General features: G+C 71.6%; 25 protein-coding genes and 2 pseudogenes. 13 read left to right on the top strand and 14 right to left on the bottom strand.

The genetic code is table 11. From position 1 onward, the window contains the following. The first annotated feature begins 565 nt into the window (after window positions 1-565). Both ACWEO5_RS25500 and ACWEO5_RS25495 read left to right on the top strand, forming a co-directional pair. Window positions 566-979 (top strand): ATP-binding protein, encoded by a 414-nt coding sequence (locus ACWEO5_RS25500; protein ID WP_452164587.1) that lies wholly within the window; start codon window positions 566-568, stop codon window positions 977-979. A gap of 235 nt (window positions 980-1,214) precedes the next feature. Further along, window positions 1,215-1,610: a hypothetical protein gene (locus ACWEO5_RS25495; RefSeq protein WP_452164586.1), complete on the top strand. Its 396-nt coding sequence runs from the start codon at window positions 1,215-1,217 to the stop codon at window positions 1,608-1,610. Between the two features lie 18 nt (window positions 1,611-1,628). Here the strand turns inward: ACWEO5_RS25495 and ACWEO5_RS25490 are convergent, their stop codons facing one another. The 3 genes from ACWEO5_RS25490 to ACWEO5_RS25480 all read right to left on the bottom strand — a co-directional run bounded on the left by ACWEO5_RS25490 (window position 1,629) and on the right by ACWEO5_RS25480 (window position 4,284). Next, entirely contained in the window at window positions 1,629-2,009 is a 381-nt protein-coding gene (locus ACWEO5_RS25490; RefSeq protein WP_344558923.1) for a CBS domain-containing protein, read from the bottom strand. A 158-nt stretch (window positions 2,010-2,167) separates the two neighbouring features. Beyond that, the gene (locus ACWEO5_RS25485; protein WP_452164585.1) at window positions 2,168-3,712 is read right to left on the bottom strand and encodes a DEAD/DEAH box helicase; all 1,545 of its coding nucleotides are present in this window, start codon (window positions 3,710-3,712) and stop codon (window positions 2,168-2,170) included. A 368-nt stretch (window positions 3,713-4,080) separates the two neighbouring features. After that, window positions 4,081-4,284, bottom strand: coding sequence for a cold-shock protein (locus ACWEO5_RS25480; protein ID WP_073818532.1), 204 nt, complete (start codon window positions 4,282-4,284; stop codon window positions 4,081-4,083). A 508-nt stretch (window positions 4,285-4,792) separates the two neighbouring features. Here ACWEO5_RS25480 and ACWEO5_RS25475 point away from each other — a divergent pair. The 4 genes and pseudogenes from ACWEO5_RS25475 to ACWEO5_RS25460 all read left to right on the top strand — a co-directional run bounded on the left by ACWEO5_RS25475 (window position 4,793) and on the right by ACWEO5_RS25460 (window position 7,296). Then, entirely contained in the window at window positions 4,793-5,020 is a 228-nt protein-coding gene (locus tag ACWEO5_RS25475; RefSeq protein WP_452164584.1) for a hypothetical protein, read from the top strand. Window positions 5,021-6,064: 1,044 nt separating this feature from the next. After that, window positions 6,065-6,478, top strand: a pseudogene (locus ACWEO5_RS25470) (tyrosine-type recombinase/integrase); the annotation flags it as partial. A gap of 60 nt (window positions 6,479-6,538) precedes the next feature. Next, on the top strand, window positions 6,539-6,991 hold the full coding sequence (locus ACWEO5_RS25465; RefSeq protein ID WP_452164595.1) for an ATP-binding protein: 453 nt from the start codon (window positions 6,539-6,541) through the stop codon (window positions 6,989-6,991). After that, window positions 6,991-7,296, top strand: a complete 306-nt coding sequence (locus tag ACWEO5_RS25460) for an STAS domain-containing protein (protein WP_452164583.1) — start codon at window positions 6,991-6,993, stop codon at window positions 7,294-7,296. Before ACWEO5_RS25465 ends, ACWEO5_RS25460 begins: the two co-directional genes overlap by 1 nt. A 78-nt stretch (window positions 7,297-7,374) precedes the next feature. On the opposite strand, the gene ACWEO5_RS25455 is transcribed toward ACWEO5_RS25460, so the two are convergent. After that, complete coding sequence (locus tag ACWEO5_RS25455; RefSeq protein ID WP_452164582.1) at window positions 7,375-8,286, bottom strand: helix-turn-helix domain-containing protein; 912 nt, start codon at window positions 8,284-8,286, stop codon at window positions 7,375-7,377. Between the two features lie 222 nt (window positions 8,287-8,508). Here ACWEO5_RS25455 and ACWEO5_RS25450 point away from each other — a divergent pair, with 222 nt between their 5' ends. The 3 genes from ACWEO5_RS25450 (at window position 8,509) to ACWEO5_RS25440 (ending at window position 10,193) form a co-directional block, all read left to right on the top strand. Beyond that, entirely contained in the window at window positions 8,509-8,829 is a 321-nt protein-coding gene (locus tag ACWEO5_RS25450; RefSeq protein ID WP_452164581.1) for a carboxymuconolactone decarboxylase family protein, read from the top strand. Between the two features lie 72 nt (window positions 8,830-8,901). Next, complete coding sequence (locus tag ACWEO5_RS25445) at window positions 8,902-9,336, top strand: cupin domain-containing protein (RefSeq protein WP_452164580.1); 435 nt, start codon at window positions 8,902-8,904, stop codon at window positions 9,334-9,336. Beyond that, window positions 9,333-10,193 carry an aldo/keto reductase gene (locus ACWEO5_RS25440; protein WP_452164579.1) on the top strand — a complete coding sequence of 287 codons (861 nt, stop codon included), beginning with the start codon at window positions 9,333-9,335 and terminating at the stop codon, window positions 10,191-10,193. The genes ACWEO5_RS25445 and ACWEO5_RS25440 overlap by 4 nt, the downstream gene beginning before the upstream one ends. 336 nt (window positions 10,194-10,529) lie before the next feature. Here the strand turns inward: ACWEO5_RS25440 and ACWEO5_RS25435 are convergent, their stop codons facing one another. The 10 genes from ACWEO5_RS25435 to ACWEO5_RS25390 all read right to left on the bottom strand — a co-directional run bounded on the left by ACWEO5_RS25435 (window position 10,530) and on the right by ACWEO5_RS25390 (window position 17,836). Beyond that, entirely contained in the window at window positions 10,530-10,688 is a 159-nt protein-coding gene (locus ACWEO5_RS25435; protein ID WP_452164578.1) for a hypothetical protein, read from the bottom strand. Window positions 10,689-10,733: 45 nt separating this feature from the next. Then, window positions 10,734-10,985 (bottom strand): DUF6510 family protein, encoded by a 252-nt coding sequence (locus tag ACWEO5_RS25430; protein WP_452164577.1) that lies wholly within the window; start codon window positions 10,983-10,985, stop codon window positions 10,734-10,736. A gap of 16 nt (window positions 10,986-11,001) precedes the next feature. Next, window positions 11,002-11,724, bottom strand: coding sequence for an FAD-binding oxidoreductase (locus ACWEO5_RS25425; protein WP_452164576.1), 723 nt, complete (start codon window positions 11,722-11,724; stop codon window positions 11,002-11,004). Window positions 11,725-11,740: 16 nt separating this feature from the next. Then, window positions 11,741-12,340: a sulfite oxidase-like oxidoreductase gene (locus tag ACWEO5_RS25420; RefSeq protein WP_452164575.1), complete on the bottom strand. Its 600-nt coding sequence runs from the start codon at window positions 12,338-12,340 to the stop codon at window positions 11,741-11,743. A gap of 32 nt (window positions 12,341-12,372) precedes the next feature. Beyond that, window positions 12,373-12,969, bottom strand: a complete 597-nt coding sequence (locus ACWEO5_RS25415; RefSeq protein ID WP_452164574.1) for a sulfite oxidase-like oxidoreductase — start codon at window positions 12,967-12,969, stop codon at window positions 12,373-12,375. 96 nt (window positions 12,970-13,065) lie between these two features. Beyond that, complete coding sequence (locus ACWEO5_RS25410; protein ID WP_452164573.1) at window positions 13,066-13,566, bottom strand: DUF5709 domain-containing protein; 501 nt, start codon at window positions 13,564-13,566, stop codon at window positions 13,066-13,068. 100 nt (window positions 13,567-13,666) lie between these two features. Then, on the bottom strand, window positions 13,667-15,919 hold the full coding sequence (katG, locus tag ACWEO5_RS25405; RefSeq protein ID WP_452164572.1) for a catalase/peroxidase HPI: 2,253 nt from the start codon (window positions 15,917-15,919) through the stop codon (window positions 13,667-13,669). A 96-nt stretch (window positions 15,920-16,015) separates the two neighbouring features. Then, the gene (locus ACWEO5_RS25400) at window positions 16,016-16,387 is read right to left on the bottom strand and encodes a fluoride efflux transporter FluC (protein WP_452164571.1); all 372 of its coding nucleotides are present in this window, start codon (window positions 16,385-16,387) and stop codon (window positions 16,016-16,018) included. Further along, a complete protein-coding gene (locus ACWEO5_RS25395; protein WP_452164570.1) occupies window positions 16,384-16,872 on the bottom strand; it encodes a fluoride efflux transporter FluC in 489 nt (162 codons plus the stop codon). The genes ACWEO5_RS25400 and ACWEO5_RS25395 overlap by 4 nt, the downstream gene beginning before the upstream one ends. A 136-nt stretch (window positions 16,873-17,008) precedes the next feature. Continuing rightward, a complete protein-coding gene (locus tag ACWEO5_RS25390) occupies window positions 17,009-17,836 on the bottom strand; it encodes an alpha/beta fold hydrolase (protein WP_452164569.1) in 828 nt (275 codons plus the stop codon). 482 nt (window positions 17,837-18,318) lie between these two features. Here ACWEO5_RS25390 and msrA point away from each other — a divergent pair, with 482 nt between their 5' ends. From msrA to ACWEO5_RS25370, 4 genes and pseudogenes are all read left to right on the top strand, one after another. Further along, the gene (gene msrA / locus ACWEO5_RS25385) at window positions 18,319-18,825 is read left to right on the top strand and encodes a peptide-methionine (S)-S-oxide reductase MsrA (RefSeq protein WP_452164568.1); all 507 of its coding nucleotides are present in this window, start codon (window positions 18,319-18,321) and stop codon (window positions 18,823-18,825) included. 146 nt (window positions 18,826-18,971) lie between these two features. Continuing rightward, a complete protein-coding gene (locus ACWEO5_RS25380) occupies window positions 18,972-19,460 on the top strand; it encodes a hypothetical protein (protein ID WP_452164567.1) in 489 nt (162 codons plus the stop codon). A 64-nt stretch (window positions 19,461-19,524) separates the two neighbouring features. Next, a pseudogene (locus tag ACWEO5_RS25375) lies at window positions 19,525-19,641 on the top strand (IS630 family transposase); the annotation flags it as partial. 233 nt (window positions 19,642-19,874) lie between these two features. Next, on the top strand, window positions 19,875-20,417 hold the full coding sequence (locus ACWEO5_RS25370) for a hypothetical protein (protein WP_452164566.1): 543 nt from the start codon (window positions 19,875-19,877) through the stop codon (window positions 20,415-20,417). Window positions 20,418-20,543 lie beyond the last annotated feature (126 nt).

The following is a 20,543-nucleotide window of genomic DNA, read 5'->3' as shown; positions in this document are numbered from 1 at the left end:
GGAAGAACGGAGGGCGCAAGCGCCATCAGGACCGCCCGGCCCGTGAGATGAAGCAGTTCTCGTCCGGCCGGACACCGCAGACCCCTCGAAGCACGAAGGACGGTGGTTTCCGGTCACGCATGCGCGATCCCCGCGATCATCCTCCCCGGAGGACTCGCGGACACAAGGACCGGCTCAGGGCCGGTAGACGGTGAAATCCCCTTCGGGGCCCCGGAGCCGCAACGGCACCGGGGCCCCTCCACGCGTTCCTGAAACCCCACTCGCAGAGGTGCGGTGACCACGGCCACCAACCGACTCACCACCGCAAGCAGCTTCGACGACGACTACCCCGCCTGCACCATGGGCCGCGCCGCCGAGATGACCGCCACCACCGCCGGCAGCCGACACCTGACCCGCGGACCGTCGTTCTTCCCTTCCTGCCCCACCGGTTCTCCGGGATGTGCGTACGGGGCCGGACGGAGGGTATGAGCACGCCGCAGCTCCGGCTGCTCCGAGAGAGGTAGCGGTGCGGCAGATGACGCGTAGGAGCGGGACCCGGTCCCTGGAGGTCCGTCCGGAACCGTCGATGACGGTGTTCGTCGACGGTGAGCCGCTGGCGTGGGCCCGCCGAAGCGCCCGGGACTTCCTGACCCGGGCGCGCGACACCCACGTGCTCGCGGTCTCGGAGCGGGTCGTGGACGCGGTCCAGCTGGTCGTCTCCGAGCTGGTGACCAACGCCCGCAAGTACGCGCCGGGGCCGTGCCTGCTGGAGCTGACGATCACCGACGGTGCCGTGGAGATCAGCGTGTGGGACAGCGAGCCCACCCTCCCCATGGCACACGCCCCCGACCCGGCCCGGATCGGCCGCCACGGCCTGGAGACCGTGCTGGCCGTCAGCCGGCGCTTCGAGGTCCTCCGCGAGATCGTGGGCAAGCGCGTCACAGCCGCCATCGCACTCGCGGACGCCCCGGCGGGCGACCCGGCGGGCCGGGTGAGGTGACCGGCCGATCAGCCGCCACCCAGCGAAGCCGTCCGCCCCCACGACACCGCTCCCCCGCACCACCGCGGCTGCGTCACGTCCGGGATCAGCCCGCCACCCGGCCCCGACACCCCGGCGTCCTCCATCCCCTCCGCCTGAACGGCGGTCGTGACCGGCACCGCTCCCGCCTCGGATACCGTGTCCCTGCACGGGGTGCCATAACGGATGTGGCGCCCCCTACGGAGGTAGCCGGCGTATGAGTTCCAAGCGCAGCCAGAACCCAGCCCTGCCCGTCCTCGACGACGCGTACCGACTCGCGTCGGTCAAGGACACCGAAGAGTCCACCCGCGACTTGGCCGCACGGCTGGCCACCACCGAGCTGCGCCGCGCCTCCCACCCCGGCCGGGTCACCTGGGACCCCACCGAACAGGACGATCCCGTACCGGCCCCGCCGACCGTGGTCGACGGTGACGGGGACCTGTGGCTGCGCGACCGGGGCACCGGCACCTGGACCATGCCCGAATTCGACCCGAAGACGTTCCCGGACCGCTGCGGCGAGGTCCTGACCTGGAACGAGCTCGCCTGTGAGTACGGCCCGCTGACCGCACTGGCCAACGACCGCCACGTCGGCGGCGGCGGCCGCCGCCGCTGACAGCGCGGGCGTGCGCTCCTAAGCGGTGAGCAGGCCGATGGCGTGGCCGTCGTGGTCGATGACGGGCCATGCGTCGAGGCCGCGCGAGCGCATCGCGGCGGCCGCGAGGGCTACGGGCATGGAGGCGGTGGCGAAAGGGCCGCGGTCGTGGAGGATGTCGCGGACCCGGGTGCGTTCGGTGTACCAGGAGCGGGCTTGGAACGGCGCGAGGTGCAGGCGGGTCAGCAGCCCGGCGCAGCGGCCGTCCTCGTCGCGGACCAGCAGGTGGCCGGTGCCGGAGCTGAGCAGGACGTCCATCGCGGTGTCCGCCGTGGCGTCGTCACTGATCTGCAGGCCGGGAGGCTGCATGAGTTCCCCGACGGTGAGGTCGGTGCTCGGGCGCTCAAGGGTGGTGCTCATGGGCGGTTCCTCCGTGTCGGTTCCGTCGGTGACGGCGGCGCTCCGGTCTGCGGGGCGGCGTGGGCGGGGTGTGCGGTCATCACGAGGTGCGGCGCTTCCTGCCACGAGGTCGGCGTGCCCGTTCTCCGTGCGGCGGAGCCGGGGGCACGCCCACCGGGCTATGCGGCGAGGGTGACGCGGTCGGGCGCCGCCTGGCGGCGGCCGGCGTTCTGCGTGCCGCGGCCGGAGGCCGGACGACGACGGCGGTTGCGGCGCGAGGGGGCGCTGCGGCTCGGGCGCTCGACGGCAGGGGCCGCGATCACGGTGGGGATGCCGGTGGGCACCCGGGCGCCGGTGATGCGGGCCAGTTCCTCGTCGGTGGAGTGGACCCGGGTGGAGGTGGGGGTGATGGCGGCGGTGGTCATCATCCGCGCCATCTCCCGGCGCTGGTTGGGCAGCACCAGCGTGACGACGGTGCCGGACTCACCGGCCCGGGCGGTGCGTCCGGCCCGGTGGAGGTAGTCCTTGTGGTCGCTCGGGGGAGCCAGGTTGACGACCAGGTCGAGGCCTTCGACGTGGATGCCGCGGGCGGCGACGTTGGTGGCGATCAGCGCGGTCACCGCGCCGGTGCGGAACTGCTCCAGGGTGCGGGTGCGCTCCGGCTGGGACTTGCCGCCGTGCAGGGCGGCCGCCTTCACCCCGTTGGACAGGAGGTCCTGCACCAGGCGGTCCGCGCCGTGCTTGGTGTCGGTGAACATGATCACCCCGCCGTCGCGGGAGGCGATGTGGGCGATCGTGGCGTCCTTGTCGCCGGTCTGCACGTGCAGCACGTGGTGCTCCATGGTGCTGACCGCCCCGGCCGAGGGGTCGACCGAGTGCGTGACCGGGTCCTTGAGGAAGGTGCGCACCAGCCGGTCGACGTTGCGGTCCAGGGTGGCGGAGAAGAGCATCGTCTGGCAGCCCTCGGCGACCTGCTGGAGCAGTTCGGTGACCTGCGGCAGGAAGCCCATGTCGGCCATCTGGTCGGCCTCGTCGAGCACGGTGACCGCGACGCCGTCCAGTTGGCAGTCGCCGCGCTGGATCAGGTCCTTGAGGCGGCCCGGGGTGGCCACCACGACCTCCGCGCCGCGGTTCAGCGCCTGCGCCTGGCGCCCGATCGACACCCCTCCCACCACGGTCGCCATCCGCAGCCGCACCGCGTGGGCGAAGGGCGTGAGCGCCTCGGTGACCTGCTGCGCGAGCTCACGGGTCGGCACCAGCACCAGGGCCAGCGGGCGCCGGGGCTCGGCCTTCCGTCCGGCGGTGCGGGCCAGCACGGCGAGGCCGAACGCGATGGTCTTGCCCGAGCCGGTGCGGCCGCGGCCCAGGACGTCGCGCCCGGCCAGCGAGTTCGGCAGGGTGGCGGCCTGGATCGGGAACGGCGTGGTGACGCCCTGGCGGGTCAGCACCGCCAGCAGCGCGTTCGGCATGTCCAGTTCCTCGAAGGACTCGACGGCCGGCAGCGCCGGGGTGGTGCTCACCGGCATCGCGAACTCGCCCTGCGGGGAGGCGCCCTGACGGCCCTTCCGGCCGGCGACCGCCCCGCCGGAGGACCGTCCGCCGGCGGGGCGGTCGCCGTAGAAGGAACTGCCGTCGGAGGAGGAGCCGCCACGGGCACGCGACCGGAAACCGGTGCCGGAGCGGGAGTTGGCGTGCTGGTACGAGGAGCGACTGGAGCGGTTCATGGGAAACCTTCCTGGGCGGCCCGCCACGGCGCGGCTCCGCAGCGCGGTGGCGCCGGCGGAGCCCGCAGGGGAACGGGCCGAGAAGTACGACGGGCGGGGCGTGGACGGTGGAACCGTGCGGCACGTCACCTGCGGTCGGCGCTCACCGAGAAAGGCGGGAACGCAGAACCTCGAACCGTGGGATGTCACGGCAGGGGCGCCGATCCGGACGCGGCACCGAGCGTCTCGCGTGCGGATGGGCTGCCGGTGGCGGAGCCAGGGGCCTGGGCGGCCGGGGTCGTGCGCGGTGGTGCAATGCCGAGGGGCCCGCACCGGGCATGTACGCGGTGCGGGCCCCTCGCTGCCAGGCGGGTGCCCCAGCAGAAAAACTACAGCGGACGAATGTTCTCGGCCTGCGGGCCCTTCTGGCCCTGCGTGACGTCGAACTCGACCTTCTGGCCCTCAAGCAGCTCACGGAAGCCGCCGGCGTTGATGTTCGAGTAGTGGGCGAACACGTCAGGACCGCCGCCCTCCTGCTCGATGAAGCCGAAACCCTTTTCCGAGTTGAACCACTTCACAGTGCCATTAGCCATAAATAAATCTCCTTCAAGGGGCTTTCCGAAGAGCACGCGGCGCGCACTTCGAGTCACCGCGATGAGCACCCACCCGGGAAACGACCCGGGAAATAAAAATGCGCCTGCGACACACCAGCAGGCGCACACAAAGTTCATGGGAACCACTACTGCAACCAAGAGAGACCCTAGCAGGCCCAGGCCCGCAACGGGCGGAAATTCCGCGCCCGGCCCCACGACACCTCTCGCCGGGCACCACCGACCACGAGACCGAGGAACCGCCAACTTGCCTCGCTTCCAGCCTGGTTGGACATCCAGCGCAGCACCTTCGGAGCCCGCCGGCGGCTTCCCCGGACGGGCGGATCGTGCGGGCCGTCGAGGGCCCGCCCCACCGCTCCGGGCCCTCACCGCGCCCACCGGCACCATCGGTGATCATTGCGGGCGGCATGCGCGAGATTCTTGCCGCAGCTCCGAAACCGAGACGCCGGAAAAGGGCCGCTGTCACGATTTTCGGCGCATACTGCAGGAGATGAGGAAATTTGTAGCAGCCCGCCGCGTCCTGCCCGCCAGCCCCTTCAAAGCCCGGACCGAAGCACCACGCAAGCACTTCGCCGTCGGCGACCGCGTCACCCACGACCAGTACGGCCTCGGCCGGGCCGTCGAGGTCGAAGGAGACAGCGACATCGCGGTGCTCGTCGACTTCGGATCACGACGCGAACGCATCACCCAGCCCTACGCCACGATGTACAAGCTCTGACCGACCCGGCACTCGGCCGCGGGGGGAACGCGCGATGCGGAGCCGGCCGTGCGTCCCCTCCGGATCGAACGGACACCCGCCACTGCGCCGCCGGGGCAGTACCGATGCCCGGATGCGGTGCCTCCAGCGACCGGGCGTCCGCAGAGCGGCGGGAGGCGACCGCTGACTCCGCCCGACCCAGAAGCCCTCCGGAGACACCGGACCGGCGGGAGCGTCAGGTCGGCCGCGCCACGCTCGCGGAGACGCGCGGGAACGTGCGGAGACGCGCGGGGTAGCCGCGAACGCTTCGCCCAACTCGTCCGCGAAACCGCCGCCACCCACCGCGACCGCCCCACCCGAGCAGCACCGCGCAGCGGGAAGCCGCGAATCCCCCTTTGCCGCCGACCAAGGGAGAACCGCACGTCAGGGCTGGTTCCACCGGCCTGGTGGTCGCACGGTGCTCGCAGCTCAGGAGCACACCGGGAAGCGCGGACCCTCACGCACCCGGCCCTTTCCGAGGCGATCACCACGCCCCCGCATCCGTCCCCACCGGCCACGCCCCGCCAACCGCACCCCGCGCCTCGACGACCCCACCGAGAACCGGCCCATGTGGTCCGGCCACCACCATGCGACCACCACCTGACACGGCAACAGGAAGAGCCGACACCTGGTCTCCCAAGTACCGGCTCCCACAACCGACATCACTGTCGGGACGACAGGATTTGAACCTGCGACCCCTTGACCCCCAGCCCAAAATGGTCCCAAGGCCCAGCCCGGGGCTCGGACACGAGGAGTAACAACCCTCCGTCGGCCGCCCGCTACCTGCCAGGATGTCTGCCCAAACCTCGGCCTGCTGGTCCGCCTGTCGAGCAGCCTCCACAGCAGGGATCAGGGACGCCTACCCATCGACTACGTGCCGTGATCTCCCGTTCGGTGTGTCGCCTGGCGCGTGTCGCCGCCGCCCGGCCGCCGCGTGCTGCGCGCCCGGCTCCGTACGCCCTGCCGACACGCCGAACCCACCGGAAAGCCTTGGTGCCAGAGAGCACCGAGTGCAAGGAGGGGTTGATGGGACAGCGTCCACAGCGGGGCAGGGTGTACCGGCGGTGCGGCTGCTCGGACAGCAACGGCAAGCAACTCGGACCGTGGTGCCCGCAACTGGCCGCGGACGTTAAGCACGGCAAGTGGACGTACTGCGTCGATCTCGCCCCCGACGAGGGACGGCGCCGCACCCGCCGACGGGGCGGGTTCTCCTCCCGTGCCGAGGCGGCGCGGGAGATGGCCGCGGTCCTGGACGGAGAGCTGCGCGGGGTCTACGAGAACCGGCGCACCACGGTGGCCGGCTTCCTGCGGGAGTGGCTCGCGGCGAGGAAGGGCGATCGGGCGCCGAACACCTACGCCGGGTACGCGGACTGCGTGGAGCGGGACCTGATCCCGGCGTTCGGCCGGCACCGGCTGCCGGATCTGCGCCCCCAGCACATCGAGGACTGGATCCGCGCCCAGCAGGAGGCCGGCCGCGGGCGCGTGACCGTGTACCGGGTGATGGCGACGCTGCGCAACGCGCTGAACGCCGCTGTGCGCTCCTGGCGGCTGCGCTACAACCCCGCCAAGTACGCCGTCCCGCCCAAGCCCCGCGCCGCCGAACGCACCTGCTGGACCCCCGACGAGGCGGCCGCGTTCCTGCGGCACAACAAGTGCGACCTGCCGTCGGCCACCGTGCAGAACATCCTGGCGGCCGCCGGAGAGGCCTGCGCCAATGCCATCGAGCACGGACACCGCGACACCCCCGGGAACACGGTGTACTTCCGCGCCGAAGCGTCCGTCGACAAGCTGCGCCTCACCATCGCCGACACCGGGCGCTGGAAGACCCCGCAGCCCGAGCGCAACGCCCATCGAGGCCGGGGCATGGGGCTGATGCACGCCCTGATGCAGCAAGTCACCGTCACCCCGGGTCCGACCGGAACCACCGTCGATATGCACACGAGGATCGCCTGATGACCACGCCCCTGACCCTGACCCCCGGCCGACGGCCGGACGGCACCTCCGTGCTCACCGCGATCGGTGAGATCGACATGAGCAACACGCACGACCTCGCCACCGCCCTCGAAGGGACGACGGACTCCGTCGTCCTCGACCTCACCGCGGTCGAGTACCTCGACAGCGCTGGCCTGAGCGTGCTCTTCTCCCACGCCGACCACATCGAACTCGTCGCCAGCTCCCTCCTGGCACCGATCCTCGCCATCTCGGGCCTGGCCGACCTCACCACCGTGTCCATCACCGAAGAGGAAATCACTTCCTGACCCCCGCCCGCTCCCACACAAGCCCTTTTCCCGGATCAAAGACCTCCGCCAGCACCGGCCCGACGGGAGTTGGTGCGATCAGTGCCCGTCAGAAGTGATGTCAGACGACGACATGCTGGGGAGTTCGTCTGCGCCTGATGGGTGCTCGGTGGCGGCCCAGCTGGCGAGGAGTCGCAGCGCGTCGTGGTCGGTGGTGCCGGGGGCGGCACTGTAAGCGGTCAAGGTGAGCCCCGGCTGGGCCGGTAGCTCCATCGCGTCGAAGTCAAGGGCGAGGACGCCGACGGCGGGGTGGCGGAATGCCTTGCGGCCGGTGTGGTGCAGGCGCACGTTGTGCTTGGCCCAGGCGATGCGGAACTCCTCGCTGCGGGTGACGAGTTCGCCGATCAGCCCGGTCAGCTCGGAGTCGTGCGGTGCGCGGCCCGCCTCGGTGCGCAACAGGGCGACGGTGGTGTTCACGCCGGTTTCCCAGTCGGGGAAGAAGTCACGGCCGCCGGGGGTGAGGAACTGGGCGCGGGCGATGTTGGTGGTCTGCGCGGTGGGCCCGGGGAATAGCGGGGCGTAGAGGGCGCGGCCGAGGGGGTTGGTGGCGAGGATGTCGAGGCGGCCGTTGCGGATGAACGCGGGGGATTCGGTCATGGAAGCCAGGACACGCAGGACGCTGTCGGGCAGGGCTTTGGCGGGGCGTTTGGTGCGGCGGGTGGGGCGTTTGGCGGCGGCGCGGGCCAGGTCGAACAGGTGGGCGCGTTCGGCGTCGTCGAGTTGGAGGGCGCCTGCGACGGCGTCGAGGACCTCTTCGGAGGCTCCGGCGAGGTGGCCGCGCTCCAGGCGGACGTAGTAGTCGATGCTGACGCCGGCGAGCAGGGCGACTTCTTCGCGGCGCAGGCCGGGCACGCGCCGGTTGCCGCCGTAGGCGGGCAGCCCGGCCTGCTGCGGAGTGATCTTGGCGCGGCGGGAGGCCAGGAACTCGCGGATGTCGCTCTCGGTGCTCATGCCTCCCACGCTAAGCCGGACGGCGCAGCCGTGGGGGGTCCTGTCAGTGCCTGTAACCACAGACCCTTCCCCACCTTCTTGACCTGGGGTTTCCTCGATATCAGAGGCCGTCGGAGCCATCGGGAGCCGGTCGGAATCGGTTCACGGCGGCTGCCGCAGAACCCGGCCCGACCCACCGTGGAACCGGTCCGCTCCATCCGTCCGATCAAGGAGTCACCCGTCATGCCGAAGCAGTCCGCGCCCCAGGCGCTTGCCGCAATCGCCCCGAAGCTGGTCCAGGTCACCGACGAGGTCCTGTTCGAGGATGTCTGGGAGCGTCCCGGGCTGTCGCCGCGGGACCGGAGCCTGGTGACCGTGAGCGTGCTGGCGGCGCTGTACCGCGGCGAGCAGCTCGGCTACCACCTGGGCGCGGCCCTGGACAACGGGCTGAGCGTGGAGGAGCTGTCGGAGGCGATCACGCATCTGGCGTTCTACGCCGGCTGGCCCAACGCGATGACCGCGATCACGCAGCTGAAGAAGATCACCGACGAGCGCGGCGCCTGACCCCCGGCGCGAGCCGCAACAACACCCAGCACGGCCGGTGGGCTGGGCGGGAACCGATGAGGAGAGAACGGAATGACGTCCAACGGATTCGACCAGATCTTCCCCCTCGGGGAGAAGAACGACGCCTTCGCGCCGTACTTCACCGGCCAGAGCTACCTGGCTCCCCTCGCCTCGGGGAGCGTCCCGGTCAGCAACGTCTCCTTCGAGCCGGGCTGCCGCAACAACTGGCACATCCACCACGGCACGGGCGGGGGCGGTGACCAGATCCTGCTGTGCACGGCGGGCAGTGGCTGGTACCAGGCCGAGGGCGAGGCACCGGTGAGCATGGAGCCGGGAACGGTGGTCCGCGTCCCGGCGGGCACGAAGCACTGGCACGGTGCGAAGGCCGACGCGTGGTTCTCCCACGTCGCCTTCATCACGCCGGGCGAGAACGTCAGCAACGAATGGCTGGAGCCCGTCACCGACGAGGTGTACGGCAAGCTGCCGAAGAACGGAGCGCACGCATGACCGTCCTGGACGAGACGTACACGCTGTCGAACGGCGTCGAGATCCCCCGGCTGGGGCTCGGCACCTGGTTCATCGACGACGACGACGAGGCGGCCGGCGCGGTCCGCGCGGCCGTGGCGATCGGGTACCGCAACATCGACACCGCCCAGGCCTACGGCAACGAGCGCGGCGTCGGCGAGGGCGTGCGCTCCTCGGGGCTGGCCCGCGACGAGCTGTTCGTGTCGACCAAGCTCGCCGCCGAGATCAAGGACTACGACCAGGCGCTCGCCGCGATCGACGGCTCCTTGGACAAGCTTGGCCTGGACTACGTCGACCTGATGCTGATCCACAGCCCGCAGCCGTGGGACGACTTCCGCGGCGGCGACTACGCCCAGGGCAACCGCGAGGCGTGGCGTGCTCTGGAGGACGCCCACCAGGCTGGCAAGATCCGCTCCATCGGCGTCTCCAACTTCCAGCAGCACGACCTGGAGAACATCCTTCAGGGCGCGAGCGTCGTCCCCCACGTGAACCAGCTGCTCGTGCACGCCGGCAACACGCCCTCCGACCTGCTGGCCTACTGCGAGGGCAAGCAGATCCTGGTCGAGGCGTACTCGCCGATCGCCCACGGCGCGATCCTGAAGAACGCCGACGTCCAGACGATGGCGCACAAGTACGGCGTATCCGTGCCGCAGCTGTGCATCCGCTACACCCTGCAGCTGGACACGGTGTCTCTGCCCAAGACGACCAACCCCGAGCACATGCGCTCCAACGCCGAGGTCGACTTCGAGATCTCCGCCGACGACATGGACGCTCTGCGCGAGCTACGCGACGTGGACTACGGCGAGCACAGCGCCTTCCCCGTCTACAGAGGCAAGTAACGCCGGGCCACCTTGCGCGCGCACCCCGGCCACACGGCACCGGGCCGGGCCGGGCGCCCCACCGTCAAGACCCTGCTCAGCCCGTGACGCCACCCCGATACGAGGACCTGCCGCCATGCACCGCACCGCGCTCATCCGCCCGTACGCCGAAGCTGCCGTGCCGGACCGACCAGCAACGCCGCACGCGCGGCGCTGGCGGCCGCACTCGGCTTCCTCGGCGCGGGAGCGCTCTGCCTCCTGCTCTCCCGGCGCGGTGCGTCCCGCGCGCCCTGACGGCTCGTACAAGCGGGTCGGGGCGTGCGGATCCGCACAGGTCCGACCGGCCTGTACGAGCGGCTACTCCTCCCGTTCGAACGCGGTTTCCGCACTCTCCGCGTCCTGGGCCTGCTGAGCGGCCTGCACGAGGTCGTAGACATAGGAGCGGCTGTCCTGCTCGCTCACGTGGGGCGCGATGGCGCGCAGCCGACCCGCCCAGTCGTCGATCAGTTCGTCCATGGTTGTCACTTCGCTCTCTGCCGGGGCCATCAGTACAGGACGGAATCAGGTGGTGGGGAAGCGCAGGGCTCCGCCGTGGCCGAAGTCGAACCAGAGCTGGCCGGGGTGGCGGGCGATGCGGAAGGCGATCTCGGAGCAGCGGGGGCAGCGGGCGACGGCGGCGGGGCCCTGGTCGTAGACGTGCAGGGTGGCGAGGGCGGCGTCGGTGCCGCAGCCGGGGCACAGGCGCCAGGCGGTGGTGGGGTCGGGGAGGAAGAGTTCGGACAGCGGTCCGGCGAGGGCGTTTCCGTCGTGCATGGGGTCTCCCGGGGTGTCAGCCGAACCGTTCGGTGCGGACGCGGTCGGGTCGGTGGCCGAGGTGGACGAGCAGGTCGGCGGCCTTCTCGACGAAGGCGGTGGGTCCGCAGACGAAGGCGAGGGCGGCGTCGGCGGGCCGGAAGCCCGGCAGGTCGAGGTCGGCGGTGGTGATCCGGCCGACCGGCCGGGGGTGCCCGGGCGGTGCGGTGCGGGTGTACAGGCAGGCGGCGGTGACGGCGGGGTCCTCGGCCTCGGCGATGCCGTCCAGCAGCGGGCCGAACCAGCGCTGCCCCGGGTCGCGCAGCGAGTAGGCGAGGTGGAACGGGGGCCCGGCGTCGCCGAGGTCGAGCCGGGCGCGCAGCATGGCGGCGAGCGGCGCGACGCCCGAGCCGCCGGCCACCAGCAGGACGGGCCCGGGGCTCCCCGGTCTCCAGACGAACCAGCCGCCGAGCGGGCCCGTGACCTCGATCCCGGCGCCGACCGGGAAGTCCTCGGCGAGGTAGGGCGACACCTCGCCGTACGGGGCCGGCTGGACGGAGATCTCGATCCGGTCGCCGTCGGCGGGCGCGGAGAGCGAGTAGCTGCGCACCGCCCGGTAGCCGTCGTCGCCGGTGAGCCGGACGTCCACGTGCTGCCCGGGCAGGTGTCCGGGCCAGTCGGCCACGCGCAGGCGCAGGGTGCGCGCCGTCGCGCCCTCGGGGGTGCGGGACTCCAGTTCGGCGATCCTCCAGCGACCCATCGCTTCCCCCTCCGGTTCAGTCGTTCCAGGTGCGCTGTTCGCGCCAGGGGTCGCCGTGGTCGTGGTAGCCGAGCTGTTCCCAGAAGCCCCGGCGGTCCTCGGCGGCGAGCGTGATGCCGCTGATCCACTTCGCGGACTTCCAGAAGTACAGGTGCGGCACCAGCAGCCGGGCCGGGCCGCCGTGCTCGGCGGCCAGCGGCTCGCCGTCGTAGGTGTGGGCGATCCACGCCTTCCCGCCCCGCAGGTCGTCCAGTGACAGGTTGGTGGTGTAGCCGCCGTGGCACTCGGCGAGGGCGTAGCGGGCACCGGTGGTGACGCCGTCCAGCAGGGTGTCGAGGCTGACGCCGCGCCAGCGGGTGTCGAACTTCGACCAGCGGGTCACGCAGTGCAGGTCGGTGGTGACGTCCTCCTGCGGCAGGGTCATCAGTTCCGCCCAGGACCAGGCGTGCTGCTGGCCGGTCTCGGTGGTCAGGGTGAACCGCCAGCGCTCCGGCGGGACGGCGGGGGTCGGTCCGGCGGAGAGCACGGGGAAGTCCTCGGTGAGGAACTGGCCGGGCGGGAGGCGGTCGCCGCGGGTGCGGCGATGGCCGTGGAATCCTGGGGTGAGCGTCGCCATCGTCGGGCTCCTCGTGCGTCCGGGGATCGGTCTCAGTCCTGCCAGGTGCGCTGTTCGCGCCAGGGGTCGCCGTGGTTGTGGTAGCCCGCCGCCTCCCAGAAGCCGGGTTCGTCGACCGTGCTGAGGGTCAGGCCGCGCACCCACTTCGCGGACTTCCACAGGTACAGGTGCGGTACCAGCAGCCGGGCCGGGCCGCCGTGCTCGGGCGAGAGCGGGAACCCGTCGTACGCGTGGACGACCCACGCCTGCCCGTCGAGGACGTCCTCCAGCGGCAGGTTGGTGGTGTAGCCGCCGTGGCAGTGGGCGATCACGAAGTCCGCCGCGCTCTCGGCCTCCGCGAGGAGGACGTCGAGGCTGACGCCGCGCCAGCGGGTGTCGAACTTCGACCAGCGGGTCACGCAGTGCAGGTCGGTGGTGACCTCCTGCTGCGGCAGGGCCTGGAACTGCTCCCACGTCCAGGTGGCGCGCCAGCCGGTCTCGCTGGTGACGGTGAACTCCCACTCCGCGGTGTCGACCTCGGGCGTGGGCCCGGCGGACAGGACGGGGAAGTCGTAGGTGGGGTACTGGCCGGGCGGCAGGCGGGAGGTGTCGAAGCCACGGCGGCCGGAGAAGCCGGGTGACAGGCTCATGCGGGTCCTCCCGGAGTGGGGCGGGCGGGGCGGGGCGCCGTGCCTTCCATGAAAGGCCGGTTGCCGCGGTGTCGCACATCGGCACCGGGCGCGGGGTCAGCGGTAGTCGTCCCCGGCGTCCGGGTCGGCGTCGCGCAGGTCGTCCGCCGCCGTGAACCGGAGCGCGTCGGACAGCGACTCGGACGCGTCGGCGTCGTCGAACTCCGCGGCCTCGTCGGCGTCCGCGTCGGTCAGGTGGACAGCCGCCTCCTCCGCCCCGGCCGCGCCGCCGTCCGGGCCGGCGTCCTCGGCGGACAGGTCCGTCCCGTCCTCCACCAGCCGTCCGGCCCGTGGGCCGGGGCCGTCCGACCAGCGGTCGTCGACGTCGGGGCCGGGGGTGTCGGGCTCCTCCTCGGCGAGCAGCCGGTCCAGGGACTCCCCGGCCGCGGCCTCCGTCGCGGTGGTGCCGTAGCCGGTGGCGCCGCGGTAGCCGTCGGCGGTGACGATGCCGGCCTCCAGCGGGTCGTCGTCGAGGTCGTCGGTCTCCAGCGAGTCCGCCGGGTCGAGGACACCGTCGTCCTCGGCGGGCAGCGGGTCCTGCGGGGCGGGATCGGTCACGGTGGTCTCCTTCGGAGGGTACGGGCGGGGGTTTTGGCGGTGGACGCGCCGGACGGGCGCGGTGGTACGCCCGTCCGGCCGACGGGGGCGGGCCGCCGGGTCAGGGTCGGCGGACGGTCAGGTCATAGCGGTCGAGGTCCATGACCTTGGCCCAGGCGGCCGCGAAGTCGGTGACGAACTGCCCGGCCCCGTCCGCGCTGGCGTAGACCTCGGCGAGGGCGCGCAGTTCGGCGTGGGAGCCGAAGACGAGGTCGGTGCGGCTGGCGGTCCAGCGGAGCGTGCCAGCGGCGTCGCGGCCTTCGAAGACCTGCGGGTCGTGGGCCGTGGGGGTCCAGGTGGTGCCCTGGTCGAGGAGGTTGACGTACCAGTCGTTGGTCAGCACGCCCGGGGTACGGGTGAGCACGCCCAGCGGGGCGTTCTGGTAGGTCGCCCCCAGCGTGCGCAGGCCGCCGACCAGGACGGTCAGCTCCTGGGGGCTCAGGCCCAGCAGGTCGGCCCGGTCGACCAGGCGGTACTCGGCGGGCAGGGTGTCGTCCTTGCCGAGGTGGTTGCGGAAGCCGTCGGCGGGCGGATCGAGGTAGGAGAAGCCCTCGACGTCGGTGTGCTCCTGCGTCGCGTCGACCCGGCCCGGCGTGAACGGCACCCGGACCTCGTGCCCGGCGTCGGCGGCGGCCTTCTCCACCGCGGCGGTGCCCGCCAGCACGACCAGGTCGGCCAGCGAGACTCCGTGCCCGGCGGGCCGGGAGGAGTTGAACGCCTCCCGGATGCCCTCCACCTGGCCCAGCAGGGTGGAGAGCCGGTAGGGCTCGTTGACCTCCCAGCCGTTCTGCGGCTCCAGCCGGATCCGGGCGCCGTTGGCGCCGCCGCGCTTGTCACTGCGCCGGAAGGTGGACGCGGAGGACCAGGCCAGCCACACCAGGTCCGCCAGCGGGATCCCGGCGGCCAGCACCCGGGACTTGAGCTGCTCGACGGCGCCGGCGTCCAGCGGGGCCTCGACGGGCTCGGGGAGCGGGTCCTGCCAGATCAGCTGCTCGGCGGCGACCTCGGGGCCCAGGTAGCGGCTGACGGGGCCCATGTCGCGGTGGGTGAGCTTGTACCAGGCGCGGGCGAAGGCGTCCGCGAACTCCTCGGGGTGCTCCAGGAAGCGGCGGCAGATCCGCGCGTAGTCGGGGTCGACCCGCAGCGCCACGTCCGTGGTGAGCATCGCCGGGGTGCGGCGCCCGGCGGGGTCGTGCGGGTCGGGGACGGTGTCCTTGCCCGCCCCGCCCTTGGGCTGCCACTGGTGCGCCCCGCCGGGGCTGCGGGTCGGCTCCCACTCGTAGCCCAGCAGGATCTCGAAGTAGCGGTTGTCCCAGCGCGTGGGGGTGTCGGTCCAGATCACCTCCAGACCGGAGGTGATGGTGTCGTTGCCCTTGCCGGTGCCGAAGTCACTCCTCCAGCCCAGGCCCTGCTGCTCGATCGGTGCGGCCTCCGGCTCGGGGCCCAGGTGCTCGGAGCCCGCGGCGCCGTGGGTCTTGCCGAAGGTGTGCCCGCCCGCGCACAGCGCCACCGTCTCCTCGTCGTTCATCGCCATCCGGGCGAAGGTCTCCCGGATGTCGGTGGCCGACGCCATCGGGTCCGGATTGCCCCGCGGACCCTCGGGGTTGACGTAGATCAGGCCCATCGTGTCCGCCGCGAGCGGCGCCAGCAGCTCCCCGTCGTCCTTGTGCCGCTCGTCGGTCAGCCACACCGTCTCCGGGCCCCAGTACACCGCCTCGTCCGGGCCCCACACCTCCTCGCGGCCGCCACCGAAGCCGAAGGTGGCAAAACCCATCGACTCCAGCGCCACGTTGCCCGACAGCACCATCAGGTCCGCCCAGGACAGCGCCTTGCCGTACTTCTGCTTCACCGGCCACAGCAGGCGCCGCGCCTTGTCCAGGTTGACGTTGTCGGGCCAGGAGTTGACCGGGGCGAAGCGCTGCAGCCCGGCCCCGTTGCCGCCGCGGCCGTCGGTGACGCGGTAGGTGCCCGACAGGTGCCACGCCATCCGGATGACGAACGGGCCGTAGTGGCCGAAGTCCGCGGGCCACCAGTCCTGCGAGGTCGTCAGCGTCTGCTCGATGTCCCGCTTGACGGCCGCCAGGTCGAGGGCGTCGAACGCGGCGGCGTAGTCGAAGCCCTCGCCGTTGGGGGAATGGGTCGCGGCGTGGCGGCGCAGCACGTCGAGGTTCAGCCGCTCGGGCCACCAGTGGCGGATGCCGTCACCCTTCATCGGGTCCGCGGCCATGTCCTGCACCGGACAGCCCTCCGCCGCCGGGTTCGTGTTCTCGGGGAACGCGTTGGTCACCTGCTGCACGTCGTTGTCGTCGGGCATGGAACGGGCCTTCCTGGTACGGGAACAGGGGATGGGACGGGGTTTCTGATCAAACGGGTGCGGGCACGGCGACAACGGGGCGCCGGACCACGGCGATCACCAGAGGAGGCCGCCGACCGCGTTGTCCGCCCAGGCGAGCAGGACGCCGACGACCGCGCTGGAGCCGAGGCGGCTTGCGGCCGGGCGGTAGCGCCGCATGCGCAGGAAACCGGTGGTCTCCCACGCGAGCGTCGACCAGGTCGACAGCGCACCGCACACGCCTACCGCGATCAGGTCCTGCACCCACGCCTGCACGTGCCGCTTCTCCAGCGCGACTCCCAGTAGCAGGCAGGCGGCGGCATTGACGGTGAACGTGCCGACGGGGAAGGGCCGTTGGGCGGTGGAGGCGCCCCGCACACCGGCCCAGAACCGCAGCGGCGAGGCGACGGCCGCCCCGAGTGCCAGCCACACCCACCCCGCGCCGCTCACGCCCGCACCACCGGAGCCGTGACGACGCGGGCGGTCAGCGCGCCCGCCAGGGCGGCCGCACCGACGCAGACGGCCAGGCTCGCCGCCGCGTATCCGAGGCCGGTAACCGTCCGCCCGTCGGCGAGCAGGCGTCGGATGTCGTTGGCGAAGGCCGAGAAGGTGGTGAACCCGCCGAGCAAGCCGCTGCCGAGCACCGGTCCCGCCCAAGCGGGCGCACCCGTCTGGGCGTGCAGGACGGTCATCAGCACGCCCATCGCCGCGCACCCGACCGCGTTGATCGCGAACGTCGGCCACGGGAACCCCCCGCCCGCGTGCCAGGCCAGGTCCGCACCGGCGCGGGCCGCCGCACCCGCCGCACCGCCGAGGGCGACCTGCGCCGTCAGCCGCCACCGGCGCGCCGGCTCCGGCGCGGCGTGCGGGAACAGCACGTGGAGCAGCCGCCCGTGCTGCTCCGGCCGGGCGGCGGTCGTCGTGACCGGTTGCATCAGGGCTCCGAGGTGGCTTCGGAACGGACAGTGGGCCTACCCACCTGTGGTGTGCGGGGCGGGGACGGCCCCCGCCCCGCACACCACAGGCCCCCGAAGACGCGCCCGGACCGGGCACCGCCCGGCTCCGGTGCGGTCAGGACTTGAGGAACTGGAGCAGGTCGGCGTTGAAGCGTTCCTTGTCGCCGGGGACGACGGCGATGCCGTGTGAGCCGCCCTCGTAGACCTTGAGGACGGCGCCGGGGACGAGCTTGGCGGTCTTGCGGCCGGTGGCGTCGATCGGGACGACCTGGTCGTCGTCGCCGTGCACCACCAGCAGCGGGACGTCGAACTTCTTCAGGTCCTCGTGGAAGTCGGTGTGCGCGAAGGCGTCCACGCAGGCCACACCGCCTTCGATGGTCTCGGCCATGGCCATGTACCAGAAGGCGTCCTTGTTGCCCTCGGTGGCCTTGGTGCCCGGGCGGTTCGCCGAGAGGAACCCGACCGCGGTGTCCTTCCAGAACTGCGAGCGCTCCTTGAGGATCCCGGCCTTGATGCCGTCGAAGACCTCCTGCGGGACGCCCTCGGGGTTGTCCGGGCCCTGGATCATCAGCGGCGGGATGGCGGAGAGCAGCACCGCGGACTTGATCCGGGAGGTGCCGTGCCGGCCGATGTAGCGGGCCAGCTCGCCGCCGCCCATCGAGTGCGCGACCAGGGTGACGTCGCTCAGGTCGAGGCTGGTGAGCAGGTCGTTCAGGTCGTCGGCGAAGGTGTCGAAGTCGTAGCCGTCCCACACGGGGGTGGAGCGGCCGTGGCCGCGCCGGTCGTGGGCGATGCCGCGGAATCCGGCGTCGGCGACGGCCTTCAGCTGGTCCTGCCAGGCGTCGCCGTTCAGCGGCCAGCCGTGGATGAAGACGACCGGGCGGCCGCTCCCCCAGTCCTTGTAGAAGATCTCCACACCGTCACGTGTCGTGCAGTAGGGCATGAGTGACTCCGAATTCGGCTTCGGGAACGTCCGGGATCACCGGTCGAAGATCCGGAACGGTCAGCGGAAACGGCTGACGTCGGTACCGGTGCTCGTGCGGCACGAAGGCGGGACGGCGTCCGGTACGGGAATCAGCCAAGCGCAAGGCCCCTACGCTCCGCAGCCGACACACCGCGCAATTGGACCAGGCGGGTGAGCCCTGGCCCGAAGCCGCTACCCTGCGCGTTCACGGACCGGCCCGCAGGCTTCACCGTCCTGCCCATCCGCCCGGGGAGCGGGGACGGAGCCACCGATCCCCCGGCCGTGACCGTCGCTCCGCTCCCATCGCCCGGCTGGCAGGGCCCGGCTCTTTCGGGTTCCCTGGGCCGGGGACCGGTCCTCGCGGTCCCCGGCCGCCCAGCCGTCCGCACCCGCAGGCACGGACGGCCCCGCACAGGTCGAACGTTCCGGCCCGCGGCCGGACCTGACACCACGGGAGTCCCATGAACACGCGCACGGCCGTCCTGGCGGGCGGCTGCTTCTGGGGGATGCAGGAACTGCTGCGCTCCCGCCCCGGCATCGTCTCCACCCGGGTCGGATACACCGGCGGCACCCTGCCCGACGCCACCTACCGCCGGCACGACGGCCACGCGGAGGCCGTCGAGATCGTCTACGACCCCGAACGCACCAGCTACCGCGAGATCCTGGAGTTCTTCTTCCAGATCCACGACCCGACGACCGTCGACCGCCAGGGCAACGACATCGGCTCCAGCTACCGCTCAGCGATCTTCTACGCCGACGCCGAACAGGAGCGCATCGCCAGGGACACCATCGCGGACGTCGACGCGAGCGGCCTGTGGCCCGGCGAGGTGGTCACCGAGGTCGTCCCGCTCGGGGAGTTCTGGGAGGCCGAACCCGAGCACCAGGACTATCTGCAGCGCATCCCCAACGGCTACACCTGCCACTACCCCCGCCCCGGCTGGAAGCTCCCGGCGCGCAACAGCGCCTGACACCCCCCGACGCAGGCCCGGCCCCAGGCACCACGCCGCGGACCACCGGCGACCGGGCCCGCCGCCGCAGGGCACAACGGCCTGACGCCGGTGGACCGCTCCGGCAACCGGCCGCAGGGCTCCCACGACCCGCCAGGAGTTCTGACGTGACACCCAGCGCCGACACCCTGCAGCCGTCCCCCCTCGCGGAGTCCGCCTTCGACGAGTTCTCCTCGTGGGGCACCCTCGTCGTCGCCGTGGCGGCGATCGCCGTGCTCGTCGTCGCCGTCGTGGTCATCCTCTACGACTTGGCGCTCGGCGTCTGCGCCTCCTCCAGCCATTCGGAGATCACCAGCGGACACAGCAGCGGCACGGTCGTCGCCCCGTACTCCTGCCAGGACCTCCTCGACACCAGCACCGGCACACAGGACTTCACCTGGAACACCGGAGCCACCAGCACGCTGTCCTTCACCCGCACCGTCACCATCGTCAACGGACAGAACGTCATCACCCTGACCGGTCACATCACCTCCGGCCTTTTCACCGGCGACACCGGCGTCCTCACCATCATCGAACCCGTCCTCGACCTCACCGCCTGCCAGAGCCCCACCGGCTTGACCAGCACCGCCGGAGTCACCACCCTCCTCCTCACCTGATGACTCAGCGGTGTGCCGCGCTGTGCGAAGCCGGGAGGGCAGCCAGCCCCGAGGACATACCTGAGGCCGACGCGGCCGCACGCCGGTCGCGACGGTCAGCGGCCGCCGTGCCGGCCGACTGCCCATGGCCGGGCCGGTCGCGATGCGGCCCGGCTGCCGCACCCGGTTGCGCCACCGCCTGGCCATGCTTTTCTCTCCCTCCCTGACGGTGCGTCAAACCGGTTCGTCCGTCCATGGGGCAGGCACCGCCGCGACTTCCGTGGGAGGGGGGAGAGAAATGCGATCAAGCCAGAGGGCCATGGCCGCGCGTGGCACTTTTTTTAACCCATCCGGGCTATGGTTCCGCCGTGGATTCCTGCCTATATTTTCCCTCAAGAAAATCCTTCTCAAGCAGATTCTCTTTGGAGGTCCGAAGTGATGAAGAAAAACTGGGCGTTGAACGCGGGCAGGTGCGGGGCCGTCGCCGCTCTGGTAGTGGCCGGCCTCGGGGCCGCTCCCGCGAACGCCGCGGTGCGGGTGGCGGACATCACCTGCCAGGGCAGTGACACCGAGACCTTCGACCCTGGGATCACCAATACGACCCGGGTGCTCTCCAACGGTTTCGAAGAAAACTATTCGTGCACCTCACTGACCACTCGCGTATCAAACGGCGAGATGACGTCCGCCCGGGTGATCACGGCGAACTGCCTGCTGGGTGCAGCGTCCAATCCGCAGGAAACCGTCACCTACTACTGGAACCAGGGCCAGTTGGCCTCCACCGTGGTTTTCACCCAGATCACCCGCGCCACGGCGGCGGACGGCACGACGACCATCACGTCCACCGGAGCCATTTACGAGGGGTACGCCATCGGCAGCAGCGTCAGGAAGGTGGTCGTGCTTCCCCAGCTCAGTCCCACCGCCTGCGCGAGCACAGGCGTCACCAGCGTCACCGGAACAGCGACGCTCAGCATTCTGTGAGCTTGTCCAGCCCCGTTGACCGGCAGGGGACCTACCAGGTGTTCGACAGCCTGAAGTCCCCATCGATAGTCACCTGCGCCTGGATGAGGATGGGGCCCCGCCGCGGCGGGGCCCCATCCTCATCCA

The organism is Kitasatospora sp. NPDC004272, from assembly GCF_053603035.1.
The sequence above is the reverse complement of the archived record's forward strand: the minus strand, read 5'-3'. Positions and strand labels throughout refer to the sequence as shown.

What these genes read in the sequence shown, in the direction of transcription:
- ACWEO5_RS25500 (WP_452164587.1), top strand. Translation starts at nt 566, where the DNA reads ATGACGGTGTTCGTCGACGGTGAGCCGCTGGCGTGGGCCCGCCGAAGC.
- ACWEO5_RS25495 (WP_452164586.1), top strand. Translation starts at nt 1,215, where the DNA reads ATGAGTTCCAAGCGCAGCCAGAACCCAGCCCTGCCCGTCCTCGACGAC.
- ACWEO5_RS25490 (WP_344558923.1), bottom strand. Translation starts at nt 2,009, where the DNA reads ATGAGCACCACCCTTGAGCGCCCGAGCACCGACCTCACCGTCGGGGAA.
- ACWEO5_RS25485 (WP_452164585.1), bottom strand. Translation starts at nt 3,712, where the DNA reads ATGAACCGCTCCAGTCGCTCCTCGTACCAGCACGCCAACTCCCGCTCC.
- ACWEO5_RS25480 (WP_073818532.1), bottom strand. Translation starts at nt 4,284, where the DNA reads ATGGCTAATGGCACTGTGAAGTGGTTCAACTCGGAAAAGGGTTTCGGC.
- ACWEO5_RS25475 (WP_452164584.1), top strand. Translation starts at nt 4,793, where the DNA reads ATGAGGAAATTTGTAGCAGCCCGCCGCGTCCTGCCCGCCAGCCCCTTC.
- ACWEO5_RS25465 (WP_452164595.1), top strand. Translation starts at nt 6,539, where the DNA reads ATGGCGACGCTGCGCAACGCGCTGAACGCCGCTGTGCGCTCCTGGCGG.
- ACWEO5_RS25460 (WP_452164583.1), top strand. Translation starts at nt 6,991, where the DNA reads ATGACCACGCCCCTGACCCTGACCCCCGGCCGACGGCCGGACGGCACC.
- ACWEO5_RS25455 (WP_452164582.1), bottom strand. Translation starts at nt 8,286, where the DNA reads ATGAGCACCGAGAGCGACATCCGCGAGTTCCTGGCCTCCCGCCGCGCC.
- ACWEO5_RS25450 (WP_452164581.1), top strand. Translation starts at nt 8,509, where the DNA reads ATGCCGAAGCAGTCCGCGCCCCAGGCGCTTGCCGCAATCGCCCCGAAG.
- ACWEO5_RS25445 (WP_452164580.1), top strand. Translation starts at nt 8,902, where the DNA reads ATGACGTCCAACGGATTCGACCAGATCTTCCCCCTCGGGGAGAAGAAC.
- ACWEO5_RS25440 (WP_452164579.1), top strand. Translation starts at nt 9,333, where the DNA reads ATGACCGTCCTGGACGAGACGTACACGCTGTCGAACGGCGTCGAGATC.
- ACWEO5_RS25435 (WP_452164578.1), bottom strand. Translation starts at nt 10,688, where the DNA reads ATGGACGAACTGATCGACGACTGGGCGGGTCGGCTGCGCGCCATCGCG.
- ACWEO5_RS25430 (WP_452164577.1), bottom strand. Translation starts at nt 10,985, where the DNA reads ATGCACGACGGAAACGCCCTCGCCGGACCGCTGTCCGAACTCTTCCTC.
- ACWEO5_RS25425 (WP_452164576.1), bottom strand. Translation starts at nt 11,724, where the DNA reads ATGGGTCGCTGGAGGATCGCCGAACTGGAGTCCCGCACCCCCGAGGGC.
- ACWEO5_RS25420 (WP_452164575.1), bottom strand. Translation starts at nt 12,340, where the DNA reads ATGGCGACGCTCACCCCAGGATTCCACGGCCATCGCCGCACCCGCGGC.
- ACWEO5_RS25415 (WP_452164574.1), bottom strand. Translation starts at nt 12,969, where the DNA reads ATGAGCCTGTCACCCGGCTTCTCCGGCCGCCGTGGCTTCGACACCTCC.
- katG (WP_452164572.1), bottom strand. Translation starts at nt 15,919, where the DNA reads ATGCCCGACGACAACGACGTGCAGCAGGTGACCAACGCGTTCCCCGAG.
- ACWEO5_RS25395 (WP_452164570.1), bottom strand. Translation starts at nt 16,872, where the DNA reads ATGCAACCGGTCACGACGACCGCCGCCCGGCCGGAGCAGCACGGGCGG.
- ACWEO5_RS25390 (WP_452164569.1), bottom strand. Translation starts at nt 17,836, where the DNA reads ATGCCCTACTGCACGACACGTGACGGTGTGGAGATCTTCTACAAGGAC.
- msrA (WP_452164568.1), top strand. Translation starts at nt 18,319, where the DNA reads ATGAACACGCGCACGGCCGTCCTGGCGGGCGGCTGCTTCTGGGGGATG.